This window comes from Serratia sp. TSO36, assembly GCF_057808395.1.
Map to the genome: position 1 here is coordinate 280,072 of NZ_JBJZOU010000012.1, position 21,665 is coordinate 301,736.

Sequence of the window (21,665 nt, forward strand, 5' to 3'; positions counted from 1 at the left end):
ATGTGTTAGAGGGCGTTCCGGCACGGATAACCCAGCGCCTTTATGCTGTTTATAGTAGCCCAGCGGCCGGCAAACTGACACAGCAAAAAGCGCTGCTCATCGCTTTTTTGCCGATTATTTAACCGGTTGACGCCGTCGATTTTTTGCGGCGACGGGTCAATATTGCGCTCATCTGCCGCCGCCGTTCTCCTCTGCGTCACGCAATAAAAGGCCGTCGGGTGTTCCCTAAACGAGGGAGAGCCTTTATCATCCATGATCACTTTGCTTAAGCCACGGCTATCAAACGGATTTCATGTATCAACCTGTCGCGTTATTCATTGGCCTGCGCTACATGCGCGGGCGAGCCTCAGACCGCTTCGGGCGGTTTGTTTCCTGGCTTTCCACCATCGGCATTACGCTGGGGGTGATGGCGTTGGTCACCGTGCTGTCGGTGATGAACGGATTCGAGAAGGATCTGGAGAACAACATCCTCGGCCTGATGCCGCAGGCGTTGATCGCCAGCCCGCAAGGATCGGTTAATCCGCAGCAGCTGCCGGCCTCCGAGGTGCAGAAGCTGCAGGGCGTCACGCGCGTTGCGCCGCTGACCACCGGTGACGTGGTGCTGCAAAGCGCCCGCAGCGTGGCGGTCGGGGTGATGCTCGGCGTCAATCCCGACGAAGCCGATCCGCTGACCCCGTATCTGGTCAACGTCAAGCAGCAACAATTGCAGCCGGGCCAATACAACATCATTATCGGCGAACAGCTGGCGGGGCAACTCGGCGTCAAGCGCGGCGATTCGCTGCGCGTGATGGTGCCGAGCGCCAGCCAGTTCACGCCGATGGGCCGCATTCCCAGCCAGCGCCTGTTCACCCTTATCGGCACCTTCCACGCCAACAGCGAGGTGGACGGCTATCAGCTGCTGGTCAACCAACAGGACGCTTCGCGCCTGATGCGCTACCCGGCCGGCAACATCACCGGCTGGCGCCTGTTCCTGCAACAGCCTCTGACGGTCGATACCCTCAGCCAACAGCCGTTGCCGGCGGGCACGGTCTGGAAAGACTGGCGCGATCGCAAGGGCGAGCTGTTCCAGGCGGTGCGCATGGAGAAGAATATGATGGGGCTGCTGCTCAGCCTGATCGTGGCGGTGGCGGCGTTTAACATCATTACCTCGCTCGGCCTGCTGGTGATGGAGAAGCAGGGCGAGGTCGCCATTCTGCAGACCCAGGGGCTGACTCGCCGCCAGATCATGTCGGTGTTCATGGTGCAGGGCGCCAGCGCCGGCATCATCGGCTCGCTGCTCGGCACGCTGCTCGGCGTGTTGCTGGCCACCAACCTGAATAACCTGATGCCGATCCTCGGCGCCCTGATCGACGGCGCTTCGCTGCCGGTGGCAGTCGATCCGCTGCAGGTGACGATCATCGCCGTGGTGGCGATGGCGGTTTCCCTGTTGTCCACGCTTTATCCTTCATGGCGCGCTGCCGCCGTACAACCCGCTGAGGCTTTACGTTATGAGTAACCATCTTTTGCTGCAGTGTGACAACCTGTGCAAGACCTATCAGGAAGGCAATCTGCACACCGACGTGCTGCGCAACGTCAGCTTTGCCATGCAGCAGGGCGAGATGATGGCGATCGTCGGCAGCTCGGGTTCCGGCAAGAGCACCCTGTTGCACCTGCTGGGCGGGCTGGACTCACCGACCTCCGGCGAGGTGATCTTCAAGGGCGAATCGTTGAACGCCATGTCTTCGGCGGCCAAGGCCGAGCTGCGCAACCGCCAGCTGGGCTTCATCTATCAGTTCCACCATCTGCTGCCGGACTTCACCGCGCTGGAAAACGCCGCCATGCCGCTGCTGATCGGCGGCGCCAAGCCGGCGCAGGCGCAGGAGAAGGCGCGGGAGATGCTGGCGGCGGTCGGGCTGGAAAAACGCAGCAAGCACCGCCCGTCCGAGCTCTCCGGCGGCGAGCGTCAGCGCGTGGCGATCGCGCGCGCGCTGGTCAATAATCCGGCGCTGGTGCTGGCGGACGAACCGACCGGCAACCTGGACAAACGCACCGCGGACAGCATCTTCGATCTGCTGGGCGAGCTGAACGTGCGTCAGGGCACCGCTTTTCTGGTGGTGACGCACGATCTGCAACTGGCCAAGCGCCTGAGCCGCCAGCTGGAAATGGCCGACGGCCACCTGCAGGCGCAGCTGACCCTGATGGGGGCCGAGTAATGGCGGGAGCCTCACTGTCCTTCCTGACGGCCCTGCGTTTCAGCCGCGGCCGTAAACGCGGCGGCATGGTGTCGCTGATTTCGGTCATCTCCACCATCGGCATCGCGCTGGGGGTGGCGGTGTTGATCGTCGGCCTGAGCGCGATGAACGGCTTTGAGCGCGAGCTGAAAAACCGCATTCTGGCGGTGGTGCCGCACGGCGAGCTCGAGCCGGTCAATCAGCCGTTCAGCGGCTGGCCGTCGATTCTGCAGCGGGTGGAGAAGGTGCCGGGCATTGTGGCCGCCGCGCCGTACATCAACTTTACCGGCCTGATGGAGAACGGCGCGCAGCTGCGCGCGGTGGAAGTCAAAGGCGTGGATCCGCAGCAGGAGAGCCGGCTGAGCGCGCTGCCGCAGTATGTGCAGGGCGACGCCTGGGCTAACTTCAAGGCCGGCGAACAGCAGGTGATCCTCGGCAAGGGCGTGGCCGACGCGCTGGGCGTGAAGCAAGGCGCCTATGTGACGGTGATGATCCCCAACAGCGACCCGGAAATGAAGCTGCTGCAGCCGAAGCGCATTCGCCTGCACGTGACCGGCATTTTGCAGCTCAGCGGCCAGCTCGATCACAGCCTGGCGCTGGTGCCGCTGGCCGATGCGCAGCAGTATCTCGACATGGGTGACAGCGTCACGGGTATCGCCCTCAAGATGAACGACGTGTTCGCCGCCAACAAACTGGTGCGCGACGCCGGCGAAGTGACCAACGCCTACATTTACATCAAGAGCTGGATCGGCAAGTACGGCTACATGTACCGCGATATCCAGATGATCCGCGCCATCATGTACCTGGCGATGGTGCTGGTGATCGGCGTGGCCTGCTTCAACATCGTTTCCACGCTGGTGATGGCGGTGAAAGACAAAAGCGCCGACATCGCGGTGCTGCGCACCCTGGGCGCCAAAGACGGCTTTATCCGCGCCATCTTCATCTGGTACGGGCTGCTGGCCGGGCTGCTGGGCAGCCTGAGCGGCGTAGTGATCGGGGTGATCGCCTCGCTGCAGCTGACCAACATTATCCGGGGCATCGAGAAACTGGTCGGCCACTCCTTCCTGTCGGGCGATATCTACTTCATCGACTTCCTGCCTTCCGAGCTGCACTGGCTGGACGTGCTGATCGTGTTGGCGACCGCCATCGTGCTGAGCCTGTTGGCCAGTTGGTATCCGGCGAGGCGCGCCAGCCGCATCGATCCGGCGCGGGTGCTCAGCGGACAATAAAACCCACGGGGAGGCAGCGATGCCGCCCCGTTTTTTTAGCCTGGGGATGGGTTATGTACTACGGTTTCGATATGGGCGGCACCAAGATTGAGCTGGGGGTATTCGACGACAACCTGCAGCGCATTTGGCAAAAACGGGTGCCGACGCCGCGTGAAGACTACCGGCAGCTGCTGGCCACGCTGGGCGATCTGACCCTTGAGGCGGATGCGTTCTGTGGCCGGCGCGGCAGCGTCGGCATCGGCATTCCGGGCCTGCCCAACGACGATGACGGCACGCTGTTTACCGCCAACGTGCCGGCGGCGATGGGGCGGCCGTTGCCGCGCGATCTGGCGGCGCTGATCGGGCGCGAGGTGCGCGTCGACAACGACGCCAACTGCTTTGCGCTGTCGGAGGCCTGGGACGACGAGTTTCGCCGCTACCCGACGGTGCTGGGCATCATCCTTGGCACCGGCGTTGGCGGCGGCCTGATCGTCGACGGCAAGACGGTGCCTGGGCGCAACTATATCGCCGGCGAGTTCGGCCATTTGCGCCTGCCGGTGGACGCGCTCGAGGTGCTGGGGCGTGATGTGCCTCGCGTCGCCTGCGGGTGCGGCCACCAGGGTTGCATTGAAAATTACATATCGGGCCGCGGTTTCGAATGGATGTACGCCCATTTCTATGGCCGGCACTTGCCCGCCACCGAGATCATTGCGCATTATCAGGCGGGTGAGCCGCAGGCGGTGGCTCACGTCGACCGCTTTATGGACGTGCTGGCGATCTGCCTGGGCAACCTGCTGACGGTGCTGGATCCGCACCTGGTGGTGATCGGCGGCGGGCTGTCGAACTTCGACGCCATTTACCAGGCGTTGCCGCAGCGGTTGCCGGCGCACCTGCTGCGGGTGGCCCGGCTGCCGCGCATCGAGAAGGCGCGCTATGGCGACGCCGGCGGCGTGCGCGGCGCAGCGTTCCTCAATTTGGTAAACAGGGAAAAGTAAGGAGAGAGTTAATGCACACTCGCCATCGGCTGTGTCAGTTTCGCAAGAGTAAGCATGTGCTGCATCAGCGCTTTCGTTCACGCATTTTTCACCGTGACACCATGGCGGCGGCCGAGCTGAAAAAGCCGTTTGTGGTGGTGTTGACCGGGGCCGGCATTTCGGCCGAGTCGGGCATTCGCACCTTCCGCGCCGCGGATGGGCTATGGGAAGAGCACCGGGTGGAGGACGTCGCCACGCCGGAAGGTTTTCAGCGCGATCCGGCGCTGGTGCAGGCGTTTTACAACGAACGCCGCCGCCAGCTGCAGACGGAGGAGATCGCCCCGAACGCGGCGCACCGCGCGCTGGCTGATCTGGAAGAGTGGCTGGGGGAAAACTTCCTGCTGGTCACGCAAAACATCGATAACCTGCATGAGCGCGCCGGCAGCAAGCGGGTGCTGCACATGCACGGCGAACTGCTGAAGGTGCGCTGCACCCAGTCGGGGCAGGTGTTCGAATGGCCCGGCGATCTCAGCGTTGACGACCGTTGCCACTGCTGCCAGTTCCCGGCGCCGCTGCGGCCGCACGTGGTATGGTTCGGCGAGATGCCGCTGGGCATGGACGACATTTACCAGGCGCTGAGCAAGGCCGATTTCTTCGTCGCCATCGGCACCTCCGGCCACGTCTACCCGGCGGCCGGCTTCGTGCATGAGGCGCGGCTGGGCGGCGCCTACGCGATGGAGCTGAACCTGGAGCCAAGCCAGGTGGAGAGCCAGTTCGACGAGAAGCACTATGGCCTGGCCAGCGAAGTGGTGCCGCGCTTTGTGCACAAGTTCCTGGTGGGCAAGGTGGCGCGGGCCGACAGGCCCTGAGAAAGGCATCAGGGCGCACTGCGCGCCCTGATGGGATGGCGGAGCGTATTAGCGCCCGGCTTTCAGCTTTTGGAAGTAGCTTTCATACAGCGTGCTGGCGTCGCCGACGTCGTTTTGCCACTCGCCGTGCTCAATCACCGCCTTGTCCGGGTAGAGTGACTTGTCGTTGGCGATCTCCGGCGACAGCAGTTTCTTCGCCGCCAGGTTCGGCGTCGGGTAACCGATGGTTTCCGCCACCTGTACCGCGATTTCCGGCCGCAGCAGGAAGTCTATCAGCTTCAGCGCCCCCTCGACGTTGCGCGCGTTGGCTGGAATGGCCAGGCTGTCCATCCAGAAGATCCCGCCTTCCTTCGGCCAGACGATCTCCAGCGGCGTGCCGGCCTGGCGCGCCACGAAGGCCGAACCGTTCCACACCATACCGACGTTGACTTCCCCTTCCATAAACGGGTTGCCCGGGTTGTCGGAGTTGAAGGCCAGCACGTTCGGCATCAATTTCTGCAGTTCGTGATAGGCGGCTTCGATCTCTTTCGGGTCGGTGGTGTTGCCGGAGTAGCCCAGCTTGAGCAGCGCCATCTGGAACACTTCGCGCGCGTCGTCGGTCAGCAGCAGGCGGCCCTTGTACTGCGGCTGCCACAGATCGGCCCAGGCGGTAACGGTAGAGGGATCCTGCGCGTCGCTGTTGACGCCGATGGCGGTAGCGCCCCAGATGTAGGGGATGGAGTAGTCGTTGTTGGGATCGAACGGCTTGTTCAGCAGGGTAGGATCGAGATCCTTGAAGTGGCTGAGCTTGCTCTTGTCGATTTTTTGCAGCATGCCTTCCTTGCTCATCTTGGCGATGAAGTACGTGGAAGGCACCACCAGATCGTACGCGCCGTCTTTATAGGTCTTCAGCTTGGCGTACATGCTTTCGTTGGATTCATAGGTGGAATAAATCACCTTGATGCCGGTTTCCTTGGTGAACTGCTCCAGCAGCCCCGGCGGGACGTATTCAGTCCAGTTATAGAAGTATAGTGTTTTGCCGTCAGAGGCGTTTGCAGAGCAGATACTCAGCGCCATCATCCCGGCTGCGAGCAGATGTGACCACTTTTTCATGCAGCGTATCCTTCAGCAGTCGTGAGCCGAACCCGTATGAGCCGCCGTTTTCGGCCGCGCCATACCCCAGAAAGGGGCCATTATAGGGGGCGGGGTGGGTAAAGGCGGTTATCCCGCAGGCAAATCAAGGGGTTTGGCGGCTTAAAGCGCATCACAATTTGATTGTCTCGCGCTGGACAGGCGGTGAAGCGCGTGCGAAACAATAATTTTGGCGAATAAACGAGGGCGGCGATGAATTTCAAACAGGTCTTCAGCCAGGCGGAGCTCAGCAAGACGGATCTGACGATTTTGCACTGCATTCTCGATAATCCGGACGCCTGCATCGACGACGGCATCCGCGCGGTGTCCGCACGCTGCTACAGTTCCCCCTCGACGCTGGTGCGGCTGGCCAAAAAGCTGGGCTTTCGCGGCTATCTCGAACTGGTCTATTTCATCAAATTCAACCTGACGATGGCGCCGGCCTATCAGGCGGAACGCGCTACGCCGGCGGCACCGCCGGCGCAGTTTCTCGATCTGCTCGACAGCGGCAAGATCTTGATCCACGGCAGCGGATTTTCGCAATTGGTGGCGCAGTATATGTACAACAAGTTTATGACGCTGGGCGTAGACAGTTACCTGTCGCTGTGGCCGGATTTCGACATTCTTGACCGTGAGACGCGCTTTCGCTTCGATATGGTGATCGTGATTTCAAAGTCGGGCAACAGCGGCTCGGCGCTGAGCTGGAGCGAGGCGGTGAAGCGTAACCGCATCCTGTTGGCGGCCTTCTGCGGCGACGGCGACAGCCCGCTGGCGCAGCAGGCCGACATGACCTTTCTGTTTGAGGACCGGCAAAAATACGATCACGATATCTACTATCCCAATCCGTTTTTCGGCCACTGTCTGTTGGGATTCGAGAATGTGATCACCGCCTGGTTTGAACGACGCGGCCGCTGACGGCCGCGCCGCATCGCTTAGCGCCAGTGCCCGGCATACTGACGGTGGGCCTGCAGGTACTCCTCCACCAGCGTTTTCGCCAGCGAGTAGGAGTTGACCAGCGGGTGTACCATCAGCGCCTTGATGGCCAGCTGGCGGTTGCCGGTCAGGATCGCTGCCACCGCCAGCCGTTCGTACTCTTTCACCTGCGAAATCAGGTTCTTCTGGGTGTCGGGAATATCGCGCATTTTGACCGGCTGAATGCCGGCGCTGCTCAATTCGCAGCTGATTTCGATCACGTCTTCCGGGTGCAGAAAATCGAGCGTGTCGCGGTTTTGCATCGATACCACCACGCGTTTTTGCCGGCCGCTGTTGACCGCCTCCAGAATGTCGATCGCCACCCCGGCATAGCCGCCGCTGTCCGGCTGTTCGATAAACTGTTGCAGCGTCAGCATCTCACGCGTTTTCACCTTGCCCTGGCTGGACTCGCGCTGCATATAGGAATTTTCGCGCTGCAGGTAATGGCTGAAGTAGACAGAGAAGGCGTGCTCCAACTGACGGGGGATGTCCAGCTCGCCCAACGCCGACAGCATTTGGCGGTTGATCGCCGCGATTTGTTCGCCGCGGGTCTCGCCGCCCTCGACGATGGCGGCGATCGCCTGCTCACGGTAATAGTAATAGTAGAGATACTCGTTGAGCATCAGGTTGTCCGACAGCGCCACCAGCTCCGGCGAGAAGTATTTCATGCAGGTTTCGCGATACAGGCGCGGATCCGCCAGCAGCCGTTCCGTGACCGGCTCGCCGTTGACGCGCGCATTGCGGAACCAGGAAAGGTGATTGAGGCCGAAGCAGTCGACGCTCAGCTGGTCTTCGCGGCAGTCCAGCAGTTCGGCCAGTTCGCGGATGAACTCGCTGGGGGCGTCGCAGATGCCGTAGACCCGGCGCTGGAAGCCGGATTTGATGATCGCCTCGGTCACCATGCCGGAAGGATTGGTGAAGTTGAACAACACCGCGTCCGGCGAGGAAAGCTGCTCGATCAGGCGGCAATAGTCGAGGATCGCCGGAATCGAACGCATCGCCATGGCGAAGCCGCCGGCGCCGGTGGTTTCTTGCCCGAGCAACTGGTGATTGAGCGCGATGCGCTCGTCATGGATGCGGCCTTCCTCGCCGCCGATACGCAGGGTGGTGATGATGTAGTCGGCGCCTTGCAGCGCCTGGCGCGCATCGCTGCTGAGGCTGAAAGCAATGTCGCCGCGAATGCGCTGGAATACGCCCTGCGCCAGGGCACCGTAGATCGCCAGATGGCGCTCATCGGTATCCATAAACACCACTTCGGTAATGCCGATGCGATGGGCGTTATAGGCGATGGATTTGGCGAGGAACGGGGAACGCACGCCGCCGCCGCCGAGAACGGTTAATTTCATTCGATATCTCCCATTAATAAAGCGTTAGAGTGCCGCCAAATATTTCTCTACCTGATTTTTGACCTTGCCGACCGTGACGCCGTAAATCACCTGCACTTCACGGCGATTCTTCACCACGCCTTTGGCGCCGGTGCTTTTCAACGCGGCTTCATCCACCCGCGCCATATCCTTTAATTCCACCCGCAGCCGGGTGAAGCAGTTGTCGACGGAAATAATGTTTTCCTTGCCGCCCAGCGCGCGAATAATGATGCCGCTCAGTTCGTCCGGGGTATTTTTGCGGTTCCGGTAATCCTGTTTGGAATAGAGTTTGACGTCCTGATCATCTTCGCGGCCCGGCGTCTTCAGATTGAGCTTCAGCACCAGCGTTTTGAACACCAGGTAATACACCGCAAACTGCACCAGGCCGATGACCACATACAGCGGCCAGCGGGTGAGGGAGACCGGCAGCGGCAGGTTGTAGGCCAGGAACTCGACCAGCCCGCTGGCGCCCCAGGGGCGCACCTGGAACAGGTTGCAGGCCACCTGCGACAGCGCGGTCAACACGGCGTGGATCACCCACAGCAACGGAGAGATAAACAGGAAGGTGAACTCTATCGGCTCGGTGATGCCGACCAGGATCGAGGTGGTGATGGCCGGGATCAGAATTGCCTTGGCCAGCATTTTCTTTTCCGGTTTGGCGGTGTGATAGAAAGCCAATGCCGCGCCCGACAGGCCGAAGATGGTCACCATCCCTTGCTGCGAGAAGCGCAGCGCTTCGTTCATTAGCGGCGAGATGCTCGGGTCGCGCATATAGGCCAGGAAAATCGCCTGCGAGCCGGAGACGGTCTGGCCGTCCTGCACGATCGAACCGCCGATACTGGTGAGCTGGAACGGCGACCAGATAAAGTGGTGCAGCCCGGTGGGGATGAGGAATTTTTCGAAGAAGCCGTAGACGAAAACCCCGATCGAGCCGGAGCTTTTCATAAAGCCGGTCAGCGCGATCAGGCCCTGTGAGATGGCCGGCCACAGGTAGCTGAAGGCGACGGCGTACAGCATGATGATCGGCGTCATGGCGATCAGCACCAGTTTGGCGCCGCCGTAGACCGAGAACACGCCGTTGAGCTCGACGTTGCACAGGCGGTTGTGCACCCAGGCGATGGTGACACCGAGGATAAGACCGAGAAAAATGCCCATATCCACCACGGTAAAGCCCAGCAGTTCAGTCTGCCCGGTGCCGTAATATTCGCCGTTGATCTTGGCCGCGACGTGGCCGCTGAGTTGCAGATAAGACGAATTGGCGCCGAGGAACATGATAAAGCACATCACCGCAACCAGCGCCGCTTCGCTTTTTTTGTCTTTGGCCAGGCCGTAGGTAATGCCGATGCAGAAAATCAGCCCGAGATTGCCGAATAACGGCCAGAAGGTATCGCCGATCATTTTACCGATAGAGAACACGGCGGAATGTTCATTGATAAGTGTGGCATTGGTGAGAATAGAACTGAGCGCCAGAATCAGACCGATCACCGGCAGGAAAAATATCGGCCCCATCATGGCTTTGGAGAAAAGCTGCAGCTTGCTTAAGATATTATCGATAATACCTTTCATGGCAGTTCCTTTTTATATTTTAATGGATGACGACGTTGCTGAATAAACTCCCTGGAAGCGAGAAAAAAATAAGGCACCTTGCCTGGATTCAGTTATAGGGGGAAGTTTTCGCCGCTGCAATCGGCGGGGCGGAAATAGGCACCAATGGTCAGGGAGTGACAACCGGTGCCGGTTGTGAAGGGGATCACAACCGGGCGCCGCAGCGCCCGGCGGGGAGGATTATTCGGCCTTGGGCGCGCGATCGCGCATCACCCACTGGCTGGCGATCACCAGCACCAGCGACAGCAGCAGCAAAATGGTGGCCAGCGCGTTGACCTCCGGCGAGACGCCGACTTTCACCATCGAATAGATCTTCAGCGGCAAGATCTCGTAGCTCGGGCCGGTAACGAAGGAGGAGACGACCACGTCGTCCATCGACAGGGTGAAGCTCAGCAGCCAACCGGCCGCCACCGCCGGCATCGCCAGCGGCAGGATGATCTTGCGCAGGATGGTGAACTCGCTTGCGCCGAGATCGCGCGCGGCCTCCAGCATCTTCACGTCGAAGCCTTTCAGGCGCGCGTAGACGGTCACCACCACGAACGGCAGGCAGAAGGTGATGTGCGAGAACAGCAGCGACCAGAAGCCGAGCGAAATGCCCAGCAGCATGAACAGCACCAGCAGCGAGATGGCCATCACGATGTCCGGCGACATCATCACCACGAACAGCATGCCGCCGACGAACGGCTTGCCGCGGAAGCGGTAGCGGTACAGCGCCACCGCGGTCAGCGAGCCGATCAGCGTGGCGAAGGTGGCGGAGAGCACCGCCATGGTCAGCGAATGGCCCGCGGCCTGCAGCAGGCTGTCGTTGTTGAGCAGCGTGCTGTACCACTGGGTGGTGGCTCCTTGCCAACTGATGCCGAAGCGCGAGGCGTTGAAGGAGTTGACGATCAGGATGACGATCGGGATATACAGATAGGCGTATACCAGCGCCATAAAGCCGCCGCGCAGCAGACGTCCGATCATGCCAGATCCTCCTTCTTGTTCAGCAGGCGGGCGGCCCGGTAATAGACCAGCAGCAACAGCCCCATCACCAGCGTCAGGCAGATGCTGGTGGCCGCGCCGAACGGCCAGTCGCGGATATTGAGGAACTGGCTTTTAATCACGTTGCCGATCAGCAGATTCTTGGCGCCGCCCATCAGATCGGCGACGAAGAACAGCCCCATCGCCGGCAGCACCACCAGCAGGCAGCCGGCGATAATGCCCGGCATGGTCAGCGGCACGATGATGCGGATAAAGGTCTGCAGCTTGCCGGCGCCGAGATCGCGCGCCGCCTCCAGGCAGGACTTATCGAGCTTTTCGATGCTGGAGTAGAGCGGCATCACCATAAACGGCAGCAGGATATACACCAGGCCGAGGATCACCGCTTCCGAGGTGTACATGATGCGCAGCGGCTTGTCGATGACGCCGATCCACAGCAGCGCGTCGTTGAGATAGCCGCGGGTGCTGAGAAACAGCTTCAGGCCGTAGATGCGGATCAGCGAATTGGTCCAGAAGGGCACGATCAGCAGAAACAGCAGCAGCGGCCGCACCTTCTGCGGCAACCGCGCCAGGATAAAGGCGAACGGATAGCCGATCGCCAGGCAGCACAGGGTGGCGATCAGCGCCATGTTCAGCGAGTGCAGCAGCACCTGGGCATACAACGGATCGAACAAGCGCCGGTAGTTGTCCAGCGTGAACACCATCTGCACCAGATTGGCGTCGTCGCGGGTCAGGAAGCTGGTGGCGATGATCATCAGGTTCGGCATGAACACGAACAGCAACAGCCAGGCGACGACGCCGACGATCACCACATTCTGGAAGACTTTACGCGATTTCTTCATCGGCCAGCACCACCTCCCAGCTTTCAACCCAGGTCACCGCCATCTTCTGATTGAGCGAGTGATCGACGTCCGGATCGTCTTCGTTGAAGAACTCGCTGACCATCACCGTTTTGCCGCTCTCCAGCTCGACCACCGATTCCAGCGTCATGCCTTTGTAGTTGCGCTCGCGCACGTAGCCGATCAGCCCGTCGTGCTGCGCGCTGTCGTTCACTTCTTCCACCCGTAGATCTTCCGGGCGCAGCAGCACCTTCAGCTTTTGGCCCGGCTCCACCGGCAGATCGGCGTAGATGTCGCACTCGCGGCCTTCGACGTTGGCGCGCACCCGCTGCGGATCGAGGCGCTGCAGAACCACCGCGTCGAAGATGTTGATCTCGCCGATAAAGCTGGCGACGAACAGGTTCTTCGGCTCTTCGTAGATCTCACGCGGCGTGCCGTCCTGCTCGATGCGGCCTTCGCGCATCACCACGATGCGATCCGACATGGTCAGCGCTTCTTCCTGATCGTGGGTGACGAACACGAAGGTGATGCCCAGCTTGCGCTGCAGCGCCTTCAGCTCGTTCTGCATCTGTTTGCGCAGCTTATAGTCCAGCGCCGACAGCGATTCGTCCAGCAGCAGCACCTTCGGCTTGTTGACCACCGCGCGGGCGATGGCCACGCGCTGCTGTTGGCCGCCGGAGAGCTGGCCCGGCCGCCGCTGGGCGAAGGTATCCAGCTGCACCATGCGCAGCGCCTCTTCGACGCGCGGCGTCAGTTCCGCCGCCGGCACCTTTTGCATGCGCAGGCCGAAGGCGACGTTGTCGAACACCGACATGTGCGGAAACAGCGCATAGCTCTGAAACACGGTGTTGACGTGGCGATGCTCGGCCGGAATGGCGGTGATGTCCTGGCCGTCGAGCACGATGCGGCCCAAATCGGCGTCTTCCAGACCGGCGATCAGGCGTAGCACCGTGGTTTTGCCACAGCCGGAGGGGCCGAGAATGGTGAGGAATTCGCCGTGGTTAATCGTCAGTTCGAGATCGGCAATGATGGTTTTGCCATCGAACGCTTTGCTCAGGGCATGCAGTTCAACAAGGGGTGCTCGAGAGGATGTCTCAGTCATTTATCGTATTACTCTATCCCGTGGGCTAATGCAGATAGAACCGCAACTGGAAAAGACTGCCGGAGCTTGCGGGATGCCCGCTGATCAAATGAAGCTCAAACCAGTTGCGCCAATGGAAATTTTTCGAGCGCGCATGATAGACGCTGAATGCCGGAATTGAAAGCCGATCCGGCCCAGATGCCGCGTTTTTCATCATGATAGCGACAAATGACCCTGTGATGACAGTGTTATTTCCCTCAGAAATCATCACAAAGATTAATGATATTGGCGAATTCTGGTTAAAAATGACCTGACGCAATATTTGATCCTGATCGGTTCCGCATAATGAAACGCGATATTCTGAGGGGCCGCTACCATGGACAAATTACTTGACCGCTTTTTCAACTACGTCTCTTTCGACACCCAGTCCAAAGCGAACGTAAAGCATGTGCCGAGCACCGACGGGCAGTTGAAGCTGGCGCGCGCATTGCAGCAGGAAATGATCGCGCTCGGCTTCGAGCGGGTGTCGCTCAGCGAACACGGCTGCGTGATGGGCACCTGGCCGGGCAACGTCGCCTGGCCGGTGCCGGCGGTCGGTTTTATCGCCCATCTGGATACCTCGCCGGATTTCAGCGGCAAACACGTCAATCCGCAGATCGTCGAGAACTATCGCGGCGGCGACATCGCGCTCGGCATCGGTGATGAAGTGCTGTCGCCGGTGATGTTCCCGATCCTGCACCAGATGCTGGGGCAAACCCTGATCACCACCGACGGCAAAACGCTGCTGGGCGCCGACGACAAGGCCGGCATCGCCGAGATCCTCACCGCCATGGTGCGCCTGCGCGCGCGCAAAATCCCGCATGGCGACATCCGCGTAGCCTTCACCCCGGACGAGGAGGTAGGCAAGGGGGCGCAGCTGTTCGACGTGGCGGCCTTCAATGCCGAATGGGCTTATACCGTGGACGGCGGCGGGGTCGGCGAGCTGGAGTGCGAGAATTTCAACGCCGCCTCGGTGACGATCAAAATCCTCGGCAACAGCGTGCACCCCGGCAGCGCCAAGGGCGTGATGGTCAACGCGCTGTCGCTGGCCACCCGCATTCATCAGGCGCTGCCGGCGGACGAAGCGCCGGAGACCACCGAAGGCTACCAGGGCTTTTATCACCTCAGCAGCATCAAGGGCAGCGTAGAGCGCGCCGAAATGCACTATATCCTGCGCGACTTCGAGCGCGAAGGGTTCGAGGCGCGCAAGCGCAAGATGGTGGACATCGCCCGTGAGGTCGGCAAAGGCCTGCCGCGCGATTGCTATATCGAAGTGAGCATCGAAGACAGCTATTACAACATGCGCGAACAGGTGGCGGAGCACCCACACGTGATTGCGCTGGCGCAGCAGGCGATGCGCGACTGCGACATCGAACCGGTGATGAAGCCGATCCGCGGCGGCACCGACGGCGCGCAGCTGTCGTTCCGCGGCCTGCCGTGCCCGAACCTGTTCACCGGCGGCTACAACTACCACGGCAAGCACGAGTTCGTGACGCTGGAAGGCATGGAACAAGCGGTGGCGGTGATCATGCGCATCGCAGCGCTGGCCGCCGAGCGGGCGCGGTAAACGGGACGCTTGCGATTATCATAATCGCTTGCCGCAACAAGGCGTTGCTCATAGTGTGGAAGCACATTCCCCACGCATAAGGACCGCATGATGAGCACCGAATACCGTATCGCCAGCCCGCATTTGGCGCAGTTCGTTCAGGCGATTTGGCGCCGGGCCGGCAGTACGGCGCGCGAAGCCGAGCTGGTGGCCGATCATCTGGTGCAGGCCAATCTGGCCGGGCACGACTCGCACGGCGTCGGCATGATCCCCAGCTACATGGCGTCGTTGGCGCAGGGGCAATTGCAGCTCAATCAGCACGCCGAAGTGGTGCGCGACGCCGGCGCGGTGCTGACGCTCGACGGTGCGCGCGGTTTCGGTCAGGTGGTGGCCAGCGAAGCAATGGCGCTGGGCATTGAACGCGCCGGTAAGCTGGGGCTGGCGGCGGTGGCGCTGCACAACGCACACCATATCGGCCGCATCGGCCATTGGGCGGAGCAGTGTGCCCGCGCCGGTTTCATCTCGATTCACTTCGTCAACGTGGTGGGCGATCCGATGGTGGCACCGTTCGGCGGCAGCGATCGCCGCTTCGGCACTAACCCGTTCTGCGCCATTTTCCCGCGGCCGGGCCGCACGCCGCTGCTGTTGGATTTCGCCACCAGCGGTATCGCCTTCGGCAAAACCCGGGTGGCCTATAACAAAGGGCTGTCGGTGGCGCCGGGCTATCTGATCGACGAACGTGGGCAGTCCACCACCGAACCGAAGGTGATGCACGAAGCGCCGTTCGGTTCGCTGCTGCCGTTCGGCTTGCACAAAGGCTACGCGCTGGCGGCGATGTGCGAAATCCTCGGCGGCGCGCTCTCCGGCGGCCGCACCACCCACGCCGCCACGCTGAAAGCCGACAGCGACGCCATCTTCAACTGCATGACGACCCTGATCCTCGATCCTCAGGCCTTTGACGCGCCGCAAATGCAGGCCGAGGCCGAAGCGTTTATCGGCTGGGTGAAGGCTTCGCCGCCGAGCGGCGAACAGCCGATCGCGGTGCCGGGAGAGTGGGAAGAGGCCAACCGCGCGGTGCGGCTGGAGCAGGGCATCCCGATTGACGCCAATACCTGGTGGCAGATTTGCGCGGCGGCGGAACAGGCGGGCATGGCGGCGGGGGAACTGGCGGATTACCGCGCACAGGCGCGCCAGGCATAAAAAAGCCACCCCGTAGGGTGGCTTGTTCGCGTGAAGGCAATCAGTCGTTAAAGTACCAATAGCCGCTGTTGACCAGTGCGGTCAGCAGAGCCAGGAACGACGGGTCGTCCACCGCGTCGCCGAGCAGGGCGGCGTCGACGCTGAAGTGCTGGCACAGGGCGTCTGCGGCCTGCAACTGGTCGGTGTCGATCAGCTCGCCGTTGACGAAGCAGCGATCGCCGACGCGCAGCACGCGCAACCCGCCCAGGCGCTGCAGCGCTTCACCCTGCTGCAGCAGCTCGTAGATTTCCCCGGCCTGATACGGCGGCTCCGGCGGCGCCAGATCCAGCTCGTGGCGCGACTGGGAGATAAACTCGCCGAACCAGTGCTGGAAGTGTTCCGGCTGTTGCACCAGATCCAGCATCATCTGCCGTAAGGCGTCCACTTCCTGCGGCAGGATCTCCGCCGAGTGTTCGCGCAGTTTAACGTCCGGATCGCCGTAGCGTTTGCTGCCCAGCTCGCGCGCCAGCACGTAGTCGGCGAAGCCGCTCACCAGCTCGCGGCCGTTCGGCGCGCGGAAGCCCACCGAATAGTTGAGCGCGTTTTCCAGCGCGTAGCCTTCATGCGGGAAGCCCGGCGGAATGTAGAGAATGTCGCCCGGCTCCATCTCTTCGTCGATGATGGCGTCGAACGGCTCCACCTGCAGGAGATCCGGGTGCGGGCAGTGCTGTTTCAGCGGCGTTTTTTCCCCGACGCGCCAGCGGCGGCGGCCGGTGCCCTGAATGATAAACACGTCGTACTGATCGAGATGCGGGCCGACGCCGCCGCCCGGTACCGAGAAGGAGATCATCAGGTCATCCATCCGCCAGTCCGGTAACTGGCGGAACGGGCGCATCAGCGCCGCGGAAGGCTCATGCCAGTGGTCCACCGCCTGCACCAACAGCGACCAGTTGTTTTCGCTCAGGTGATCGAAGCTCTCGAAGGGGCCGTGCGCGACCTGCCAACGGCCGTCCTGGTGGCTGACCAGGCGGCTGTCCACTTCGTTTTCCATCGCCAGCCCGGCCAGCTCATCCGGGGAGATCGGATCGATAAAGTTTTTGAAGCCGCGCTTCAGAATCACCGGACGCTTTTGCCAATAACGTTGCAAAAAATCGTTCCAGTCCAGGTCTAATTGATAATCCATGTTCTATTCCAGGAGAGAGGAGTGAGCCTGAGTGCGATTATAACGGAAGTTTGGCCCCGTGGATCGGGGCCGCAGAGGCATAATTTACTCGTTGTGGTGGGTGTCGTGCTGGCGGGCGAAGGTGACCTGCATGCGCGCGCCGCCGAGCGGGCTGTCGCTGATGACGATTTCGCCGTCGTACTGCTCGATGATCTCCGCCGCCACCGACAGGCCCAGGCCCTGGCCGGGGCGCAGGGTATCCACCCGCTGGCCGCGCTGGAAGATCAGCTGGCGCTTGCTTTCCGGGATCCCCGGGCCGTCGTCGTCGATAACGATGGTGAGGTTTTTCTCGGAGTGCAGCGAGGTGATCTCCACGAACTCCAGGCAGTATTTGCAGGCGTTTTCCAACACGTTGCCCATCACTTCCATAAAGTCGTTTTTCTCGCCCATAAAGGTCACTTCCGGCGAGATGTCCAGCGTGATCACCACACCTTTGCGCTGATAAACCTTATTCAGCGCCACCACCAGGCTGTCGAGCAGCGCCGGCACCGAATGGATCTCGCGCGTCAGCACCGTCTGGCCGGAGTTGATGCTGGCTCGGTGCAGGTAGTAACCGATTTGCTGCGAGATGCGCCCGATCTGATCCAGCATGATCGGCTCGGCTTCTTCGATGGTGGTCTGTTTGCCGCTGCGCAGCGAGCGCAGGGTGCTTTGCAGCACCGCCAGCGGCGTTTTCAGGCTGTGGGTCAAATCCGACAGGGTAGTGCGGTACTTGGTGTAGCGCTGGCGTTCGTTGCGCACCAGAATGTTCAGATTACGCACCAGCCCGCGCAGCTCGCTGGGCGGGTTCTCATCCAGCTGATCGCGTTCGCCGTTCTCCAGCTCGCCCACCTGATTGACCAGCGCCTTGATCGGCCGCAGGCTCCAGTAGGCCGCCAGCCACAGCAGCGGCACCACCAGCAGCAGGTTGGCCAACAGCACGTAGCTGAACCACTCCCACACCACGTCAGATCGCTGCAGCTCCTGCGGAATGCTGTCGACCACCACGATGGTCAGCGCCGGCAGGCGAGGCGTGGCGGCATAGGTATTGACCGCCACCGAGTGGGTCAGCGCGTTCTGATCGGTATCGTCGTAATTCTTCAGCTGATCCTGCGCTTTGGGGTTGTCCCCCAGCACTTCGCTACTGACGCGGGTGTCGGTGTCGATTTCGTAAAAGCCGGACTCCTCCAGCCATTCCTTGTTGATCAGCTTCTCCAGCTCCGGCACCTTGCGCTGGCTCCACAGCAGGTTGCCTTTATCGTCGTAGATAAATACCAGCGTCGGGAAGTTGAGATCGATATCGGGGGGAATGGCGATGGTGAGCTTGTTGTCTTTCCACTGCGCCAGGCTGAAGAACAGGTTGCTCTCGCCGCGCAGCAGGCGGAAGGCGGTTTTGTCGAAGCTGACGATATAGCCGACGACCGCCACCAAACCGTAAGAGAGCGACAGCGCCAGGATCACCCCGGCGGTCGCCATCAGGAAGCGGGCACGCAGCGAAAACGGTTTTTTATTCTTGTTGAACATTATGTTCACTTCGCGTCAAAACGATAGCCCTGGCCACGTACCGTGGTGATCACTTCATGCGGGTATTCCGCCTGCACTTTTTTACGCAAGCGGCCCATCAGCACGTCGATGGTGTGGCTTTCGCGCAGCTCGGCGTCCGGGTAGAGCTGCAGCATCAACGAATCCTTGCTCACCACCTTGCCGGCGTTGCGGATCAGGGTTTCGATGATGGTGTATTCAAAGGCGGTCAGCTTGATTTGCCGATCGTTGACGCTCAGCTCGCGGCGCGACAGATCGATCTGGAACGGCGGCAGCACGATCACCTGCGAAGCCAGGCCGCTGTTGCGGCGCATCAGCGCCTGCATGCGGGCGATCACTTCTTCCAGGTGGAACGGCTTGGTGACATAGTCGTCGGCGCCGGCTTCCAGCACCGCCACTTTGTCCTGCCAGCTTTCGCGGGCGGTCAGCACCAGGATCGGCAGCTTGGCCTGGTGCGCGCGCCAGCGGCGGATCAGGCTCAGACCGTCTTCACCCGGCAGGCCGAGATCGACGATGGCGATATCCGGCGCGTGCTCCTGCAGGAAGTAATCGGCTTCCTTGGCGTCTTCGGCCGCGTCGACCTGATGGCCCATCTCGCGCATCTGAACGGAAAGGTGGTGGCGCAGCAGACCATTATCTTCAACAACCAGTACTCGCATGGCGAACTCCTGTGACTATGCGGGTGAACGTCCTGTCACCCACGCGATAAAAAGGGAACACGCTCTGCGGCGTGTCAGGGGATAACGCGGCCACCTGAACCATGTTGACAAAAAGTGCTGAGGCTATGGTAGGTATAACCCGCCCGGCTCGCAAGAGAGCCGAAGCAATGTATTAAAATAAGCGTTATCAATTTGTTCGCCGACATTATCGACAAGTTCTGATAAACGTCGGATAAACAGCGGCGGGGCGACGTTAAACGCAACTTAAACGCGCCGGGCATTGCCCGCGGAAAGAACGTGTGAGCCGGGGCGCTTGATAAGCTTTAAAGGTACTAATAAGGTATTATTGAGGCATCGGCACATTTTCTCAGGAGCGACGGATGAAGCAGTTAACCCAGGCGGAACGCATAGCGGGCGCACTTTACGGACAGATGCTGGGCGACGCACTCGGCATGCCTTCCGAGCTGTGGCCGCGCGAGCGGGTTAAGCGCCACTTCGGCTGGATAGAGGGCTTTCTCGACGGGCCGGCGGAGAACACCGCCGCCTGTTATTTCAAGGCCGGGCAATATACCGACGATACCGCGATGGCATTGGCGTTGGCCGATGCGCTGGTGGAGGCGCAAGGCGAGGTGGTGCCGGAGCTGATCGCCCGCAACGTGATCCGCTGGGTGGACGGTTTTGACGCTTTCAACAAGAACATTCTCGGCCCCAGTTCCAAACTGGCGCTGAGCGAGCAAAAAGCGGGCACGCCGATCGCCGAGTTGGAAAACAACGGCATCACCAACGGTGCGGCGATGCGCATTTCGCCTTTGGGCTGCGTGCTGCCTTCCGCGCCGCTGGAGGATTTCTGCCGGCAGGTGTGGCTGGCCTGCAGCCCGACGCACAAATCCGACATCGCCGTCGCCGGTGCGGTGGCGATCGCCTGGGCCGTGGCGCGGGCGGTGGAAGGGGCTGACTGGGCCTCCATTCGCCTGGCGTTGCCGGGGGTGGCGGAGTATGCCCAGCGCCGGCAGGAGACGACGTTCAGCCCTTCGCTGGCGGCGCGCATCGAACTGGCGTTTCAGGTGGTGGATGAAGCCACCGGCACCGAGCAGGCCTCCGAGCGGGTGTATCAGCTGATCGGCGCCGGGGTGAGCACCATCGAGTCGGTGCCCGCAGCGCTGGCGATGGTGCAACTGGCGCAAACCGATCCTACCCGGTGCGCCGTGCTGTGCGCTAACCTGGGCGGCGATACCGACACCATCGGCGCGATGGCCACCGCGATTTGCGGTGCGCTGCACGGCGCCGAGGCGATTGAGCCGGGGCTGCTGGCGGAGTTAAAACGGGTGAATCCGCTGGATATCGGGGCTTACGTTCAGGCGTTCGCGCGTTTTCGCCGCCGCCGGCAGGGCGAGGCGTAAGCCGCCGCGTGACGCAACGGGTCAGCTTTCGCTGGTAAATTCGTACATGTCGCTGCGGCAGAAGCTTTCACTGTATTCGATCGGCTTTTTTTGGTGGTCGAACAGCGTCTGGCGCACGATCAGCAGCGGCATCGGCTCCGAGAGCCGCAGCGCCTGACGGATATCGTCGTCGGCCATCGCCGCGCTGACCTGGCTGCGCAGCGATCCCATCTCCACCTTATTGCGCCGGAAGTAGTCGTACAGCGAGATGCCGATCTCTTCGACGTTGGCAATTGCCGTCACCACCACGTAGGACACCGCCACCGACATTGGCCGCCGATCGATCAGGTGAATGCGTTTGAGTTGGTAGATCGGCGTTCCGGCCGCCAGCTGGAGCTTTTCAGCCAGTTCAGCGCCGGCGGGTATCCGTTCGCGGCTGATCCACTGCGTATCCGGCCGGCGCCCCTGCTGTATCACCTCGCGTGAGAACCCTTTCACGTCCGCCAATGAATAGAACAGCTTCGGCTCGGGCCGCTGCGGTTGGATAACGGTGCCGTAGCCGCGCGAACGGCCGATGATGCCGTCCTGCTCGAGGCAGGCCAGCGCCTTGCGCACCGTGATGCGCGAGATGCCGAGCCGCTCGGTGAACAGGCGTTCGCTGGGCAAAAAATCCCCCGCATTCAGCAACCCCTGCTCGATGGCCTGGCGCACCGAGGCGTTGAAGCGCAAATACAGCGGCATCGCGCCCGCGCTGGCCAGATCCTGCTGCAGTTTGTCCAGCAGACGCTGGTTGGTCTCCTTGCTCATAGCCGACGGAAGTCCTGTAGCCGCAATGCGATGGCTTATTTAAGGGGATTTCGCCGGGCAGCGCAACTGCCGCCGCCGGGAGGAAATGAGGTAGAGTAGTGCG

Annotated in this window: 21 protein-coding genes; 9 read left to right on the forward strand and 12 right to left on the reverse strand. The window is 61.4% G+C overall.

Annotated elements, in window-relative coordinates:
* Positions 1 to 5: 5 nt before the first annotated feature.
* Positions 6 to 254 carry a hypothetical protein gene (locus tag ACK3CV_RS10720; RefSeq protein ID WP_033638176.1) on the reverse strand — a complete coding sequence of 83 codons (249 nt, stop codon included), beginning with the start codon at positions 252 to 254 and terminating at the stop codon, positions 6 to 8.
* Between the two features lie 38 nt (positions 255 to 292).
* Here ACK3CV_RS10720 and lolC point away from each other — a divergent pair, with 38 nt between their 5' ends.
* Genes lolC through cobB form a run of 5 tightly spaced genes read left to right on the forward strand, consistent with a single transcriptional unit; the run spans position 293 to position 5,261 of the window.
* The gene (lolC, locus tag ACK3CV_RS10725) at positions 293 to 1,495 is read left to right on the forward strand and encodes a lipoprotein-releasing ABC transporter permease subunit LolC (protein WP_049196594.1); all 1,203 of its coding nucleotides are present in this window, start codon (positions 293 to 295) and stop codon (positions 1,493 to 1,495) included.
* Positions 1,488 to 2,192 carry a lipoprotein-releasing ABC transporter ATP-binding protein LolD gene (gene lolD / locus ACK3CV_RS10730; protein ID WP_004941120.1) on the forward strand — a complete coding sequence of 235 codons (705 nt, stop codon included), beginning with the start codon at positions 1,488 to 1,490 and terminating at the stop codon, positions 2,190 to 2,192. Before lolC ends, lolD begins: the two co-directional genes overlap by 8 nt.
* A complete protein-coding gene (lolE, locus tag ACK3CV_RS10735) occupies positions 2,192 to 3,439 on the forward strand; it encodes a lipoprotein-releasing ABC transporter permease subunit LolE (protein WP_033646382.1) in 1,248 nt (415 codons plus the stop codon). The genes lolD and lolE overlap by 1 nt, the downstream gene beginning before the upstream one ends.
* A gap of 53 nt (positions 3,440 to 3,492) precedes the next feature.
* On the forward strand, positions 3,493 to 4,413 hold the full coding sequence (nagK, locus tag ACK3CV_RS10740; RefSeq protein WP_033638181.1) for an N-acetylglucosamine kinase: 921 nt from the start codon (positions 3,493 to 3,495) through the stop codon (positions 4,411 to 4,413).
* Positions 4,414 to 4,424: 11 nt separating this feature from the next.
* Positions 4,425 to 5,261 carry a Sir2 family NAD+-dependent deacetylase gene (gene cobB, locus ACK3CV_RS10745; protein ID WP_033638183.1) on the forward strand — a complete coding sequence of 279 codons (837 nt, stop codon included), beginning with the start codon at positions 4,425 to 4,427 and terminating at the stop codon, positions 5,259 to 5,261.
* A gap of 48 nt (positions 5,262 to 5,309) precedes the next feature.
* Here the strand turns inward: cobB and potD are convergent, their stop codons facing one another.
* Positions 5,310 to 6,353 carry a spermidine/putrescine ABC transporter substrate-binding protein PotD gene (potD, locus tag ACK3CV_RS10750; protein ID WP_060437909.1) on the reverse strand — a complete coding sequence of 348 codons (1,044 nt, stop codon included), beginning with the start codon at positions 6,351 to 6,353 and terminating at the stop codon, positions 5,310 to 5,312.
* Positions 6,354 to 6,584: 231 nt separating this feature from the next.
* Between potD and ACK3CV_RS10755 the strand changes: the two genes are divergently transcribed.
* The gene (locus ACK3CV_RS10755) at positions 6,585 to 7,286 is read left to right on the forward strand and encodes a MurR/RpiR family transcriptional regulator (protein ID WP_033638186.1); all 702 of its coding nucleotides are present in this window, start codon (positions 6,585 to 6,587) and stop codon (positions 7,284 to 7,286) included.
* Positions 7,287 to 7,303: 17 nt separating this feature from the next.
* Here ACK3CV_RS10755 and ACK3CV_RS10760 read toward each other — a convergent pair whose 3' ends face one another.
* The 6 genes from ACK3CV_RS10760 to ACK3CV_RS10785 all read right to left on the reverse strand — a co-directional run bounded on the left by ACK3CV_RS10760 (position 7,304) and on the right by ACK3CV_RS10785 (position 13,529).
* Positions 7,304 to 8,689, reverse strand: coding sequence for a family 4 glycosyl hydrolase (locus ACK3CV_RS10760; protein WP_033646380.1), 1,386 nt, complete (start codon positions 8,687 to 8,689; stop codon positions 7,304 to 7,306).
* A 24-nt stretch (positions 8,690 to 8,713) separates the two neighbouring features.
* Positions 8,714 to 10,273: a PTS transporter subunit EIIC gene (locus ACK3CV_RS10765; RefSeq protein ID WP_164038182.1), complete on the reverse strand. Its 1,560-nt coding sequence runs from the start codon at positions 10,271 to 10,273 to the stop codon at positions 8,714 to 8,716.
* 219 nt (positions 10,274 to 10,492) lie between these two features.
* On the reverse strand, positions 10,493 to 11,275 hold the full coding sequence (gene potC / locus ACK3CV_RS10770; protein ID WP_033638190.1) for a spermidine/putrescine ABC transporter permease PotC: 783 nt from the start codon (positions 11,273 to 11,275) through the stop codon (positions 10,493 to 10,495).
* Entirely contained in the window at positions 11,272 to 12,132 is an 861-nt protein-coding gene (gene potB, locus ACK3CV_RS10775; protein WP_033646379.1) for a spermidine/putrescine ABC transporter permease PotB, read from the reverse strand. The genes potC and potB overlap by 4 nt, the downstream gene beginning before the upstream one ends.
* Positions 12,116 to 13,231, reverse strand: coding sequence for a spermidine/putrescine ABC transporter ATP-binding protein PotA (potA, locus tag ACK3CV_RS10780; protein WP_033638194.1), 1,116 nt, complete (start codon positions 13,229 to 13,231; stop codon positions 12,116 to 12,118). The genes potB and potA overlap by 17 nt, the downstream gene beginning before the upstream one ends.
* Before the next feature lie 25 nt (positions 13,232 to 13,256).
* Positions 13,257 to 13,529: a hypothetical protein gene (locus tag ACK3CV_RS10785; RefSeq protein WP_101456414.1), complete on the reverse strand. Its 273-nt coding sequence runs from the start codon at positions 13,527 to 13,529 to the stop codon at positions 13,257 to 13,259.
* A gap of 57 nt (positions 13,530 to 13,586) precedes the next feature.
* On the opposite strand from ACK3CV_RS10785, the gene pepT reads away from it, so the two are divergent.
* On the forward strand, positions 13,587 to 14,816 hold the full coding sequence (gene pepT / locus ACK3CV_RS10790) for a peptidase T (RefSeq protein ID WP_004941154.1): 1,230 nt from the start codon (positions 13,587 to 13,589) through the stop codon (positions 14,814 to 14,816).
* 90 nt (positions 14,817 to 14,906) lie between these two features.
* A complete protein-coding gene (locus tag ACK3CV_RS10795) occupies positions 14,907 to 15,995 on the forward strand; it encodes a malate/lactate/ureidoglycolate dehydrogenase (RefSeq protein WP_164038426.1) in 1,089 nt (362 codons plus the stop codon).
* Between the two features lie 40 nt (positions 15,996 to 16,035).
* Here ACK3CV_RS10795 and ACK3CV_RS10800 read toward each other — a convergent pair whose 3' ends face one another.
* The 3 genes from ACK3CV_RS10800 to phoP all read right to left on the reverse strand — a co-directional run bounded on the left by ACK3CV_RS10800 (position 16,036) and on the right by phoP (position 19,376).
* Positions 16,036 to 17,157 carry a ribosomal protein uL16 3-hydroxylase gene (locus ACK3CV_RS10800; protein WP_164038185.1) on the reverse strand — a complete coding sequence of 374 codons (1,122 nt, stop codon included), beginning with the start codon at positions 17,155 to 17,157 and terminating at the stop codon, positions 16,036 to 16,038.
* An 84-nt stretch (positions 17,158 to 17,241) separates the two neighbouring features.
* Positions 17,242 to 18,699, reverse strand: a complete 1,458-nt coding sequence (gene phoQ / locus ACK3CV_RS10805; protein ID WP_033638202.1) for a two-component system sensor histidine kinase PhoQ — start codon at positions 18,697 to 18,699, stop codon at positions 17,242 to 17,244.
* A 5-nt stretch (positions 18,700 to 18,704) separates the two neighbouring features.
* The gene (gene phoP / locus ACK3CV_RS10810; protein ID WP_033638204.1) at positions 18,705 to 19,376 is read right to left on the reverse strand and encodes a two-component system response regulator PhoP; all 672 of its coding nucleotides are present in this window, start codon (positions 19,374 to 19,376) and stop codon (positions 18,705 to 18,707) included.
* A gap of 380 nt (positions 19,377 to 19,756) precedes the next feature.
* Between phoP and ACK3CV_RS10815 the strand changes: the two genes are divergently transcribed.
* Positions 19,757 to 20,776, forward strand: coding sequence for an ADP-ribosylglycohydrolase family protein (locus ACK3CV_RS10815; protein ID WP_033646377.1), 1,020 nt, complete (start codon positions 19,757 to 19,759; stop codon positions 20,774 to 20,776).
* Positions 20,777 to 20,797: 21 nt separating this feature from the next.
* Here ACK3CV_RS10815 and ACK3CV_RS10820 read toward each other — a convergent pair whose 3' ends face one another.
* Positions 20,798 to 21,562: a GntR family transcriptional regulator gene (locus tag ACK3CV_RS10820; RefSeq protein WP_033638208.1), complete on the reverse strand. Its 765-nt coding sequence runs from the start codon at positions 21,560 to 21,562 to the stop codon at positions 20,798 to 20,800.
* Positions 21,563 to 21,665 lie beyond the last annotated feature (103 nt).

Excerpts from the sequence above, each read along its gene's own strand:
- potB (WP_033646379.1), bottom strand. The coding sequence starts at position 12,132 with ATGAAGAAATCGCGTAAAGTCTTCCAGAATGTGGTGATCGTCGGCGTC.
- nagK (WP_033638181.1), top strand. The coding sequence starts at position 3,493 with ATGTACTACGGTTTCGATATGGGCGGCACCAAGATTGAGCTGGGGGTA.
- lolD (WP_004941120.1), top strand. The coding sequence starts at position 1,488 with ATGAGTAACCATCTTTTGCTGCAGTGTGACAACCTGTGCAAGACCTAT.
- lolC (WP_049196594.1), top strand. The coding sequence starts at position 293 with ATGTATCAACCTGTCGCGTTATTCATTGGCCTGCGCTACATGCGCGGG.
- potC (WP_033638190.1), bottom strand. The coding sequence starts at position 11,275 with ATGATCGGACGTCTGCTGCGCGGCGGCTTTATGGCGCTGGTATACGCC.
- cobB (WP_033638183.1), top strand. The coding sequence starts at position 4,425 with ATGCACACTCGCCATCGGCTGTGTCAGTTTCGCAAGAGTAAGCATGTG.
- phoP (WP_033638204.1), bottom strand. The coding sequence starts at position 19,376 with ATGCGAGTACTGGTTGTTGAAGATAATGGTCTGCTGCGCCACCACCTT.
- potA (WP_033638194.1), bottom strand. The coding sequence starts at position 13,231 with ATGACTGAGACATCCTCTCGAGCACCCCTTGTTGAACTGCATGCCCTG.
- ACK3CV_RS10820 (WP_033638208.1), bottom strand. The coding sequence starts at position 21,562 with ATGAGCAAGGAGACCAACCAGCGTCTGCTGGACAAACTGCAGCAGGAT.
- ACK3CV_RS10755 (WP_033638186.1), top strand. The coding sequence starts at position 6,585 with ATGAATTTCAAACAGGTCTTCAGCCAGGCGGAGCTCAGCAAGACGGAT.
- ACK3CV_RS10815 (WP_033646377.1), top strand. The coding sequence starts at position 19,757 with ATGAAGCAGTTAACCCAGGCGGAACGCATAGCGGGCGCACTTTACGGA.
- ACK3CV_RS10795 (WP_164038426.1), top strand. The coding sequence starts at position 14,907 with ATGAGCACCGAATACCGTATCGCCAGCCCGCATTTGGCGCAGTTCGTT.
- pepT (WP_004941154.1), top strand. The coding sequence starts at position 13,587 with ATGGACAAATTACTTGACCGCTTTTTCAACTACGTCTCTTTCGACACC.
- ACK3CV_RS10765 (WP_164038182.1), bottom strand. The coding sequence starts at position 10,273 with ATGAAAGGTATTATCGATAATATCTTAAGCAAGCTGCAGCTTTTCTCC.
- lolE (WP_033646382.1), top strand. The coding sequence starts at position 2,192 with ATGGCGGGAGCCTCACTGTCCTTCCTGACGGCCCTGCGTTTCAGCCGC.
- ACK3CV_RS10720 (WP_033638176.1), bottom strand. The coding sequence starts at position 254 with ATGGATGATAAAGGCTCTCCCTCGTTTAGGGAACACCCGACGGCCTTT.
- ACK3CV_RS10760 (WP_033646380.1), bottom strand. The coding sequence starts at position 8,689 with ATGAAATTAACCGTTCTCGGCGGCGGCGGCGTGCGTTCCCCGTTCCTC.
- phoQ (WP_033638202.1), bottom strand. The coding sequence starts at position 18,699 with ATGTTCAACAAGAATAAAAAACCGTTTTCGCTGCGTGCCCGCTTCCTG.
- potD (WP_060437909.1), bottom strand. The coding sequence starts at position 6,353 with ATGAAAAAGTGGTCACATCTGCTCGCAGCCGGGATGATGGCGCTGAGT.
- ACK3CV_RS10800 (WP_164038185.1), bottom strand. The coding sequence starts at position 17,157 with ATGGATTATCAATTAGACCTGGACTGGAACGATTTTTTGCAACGTTAT.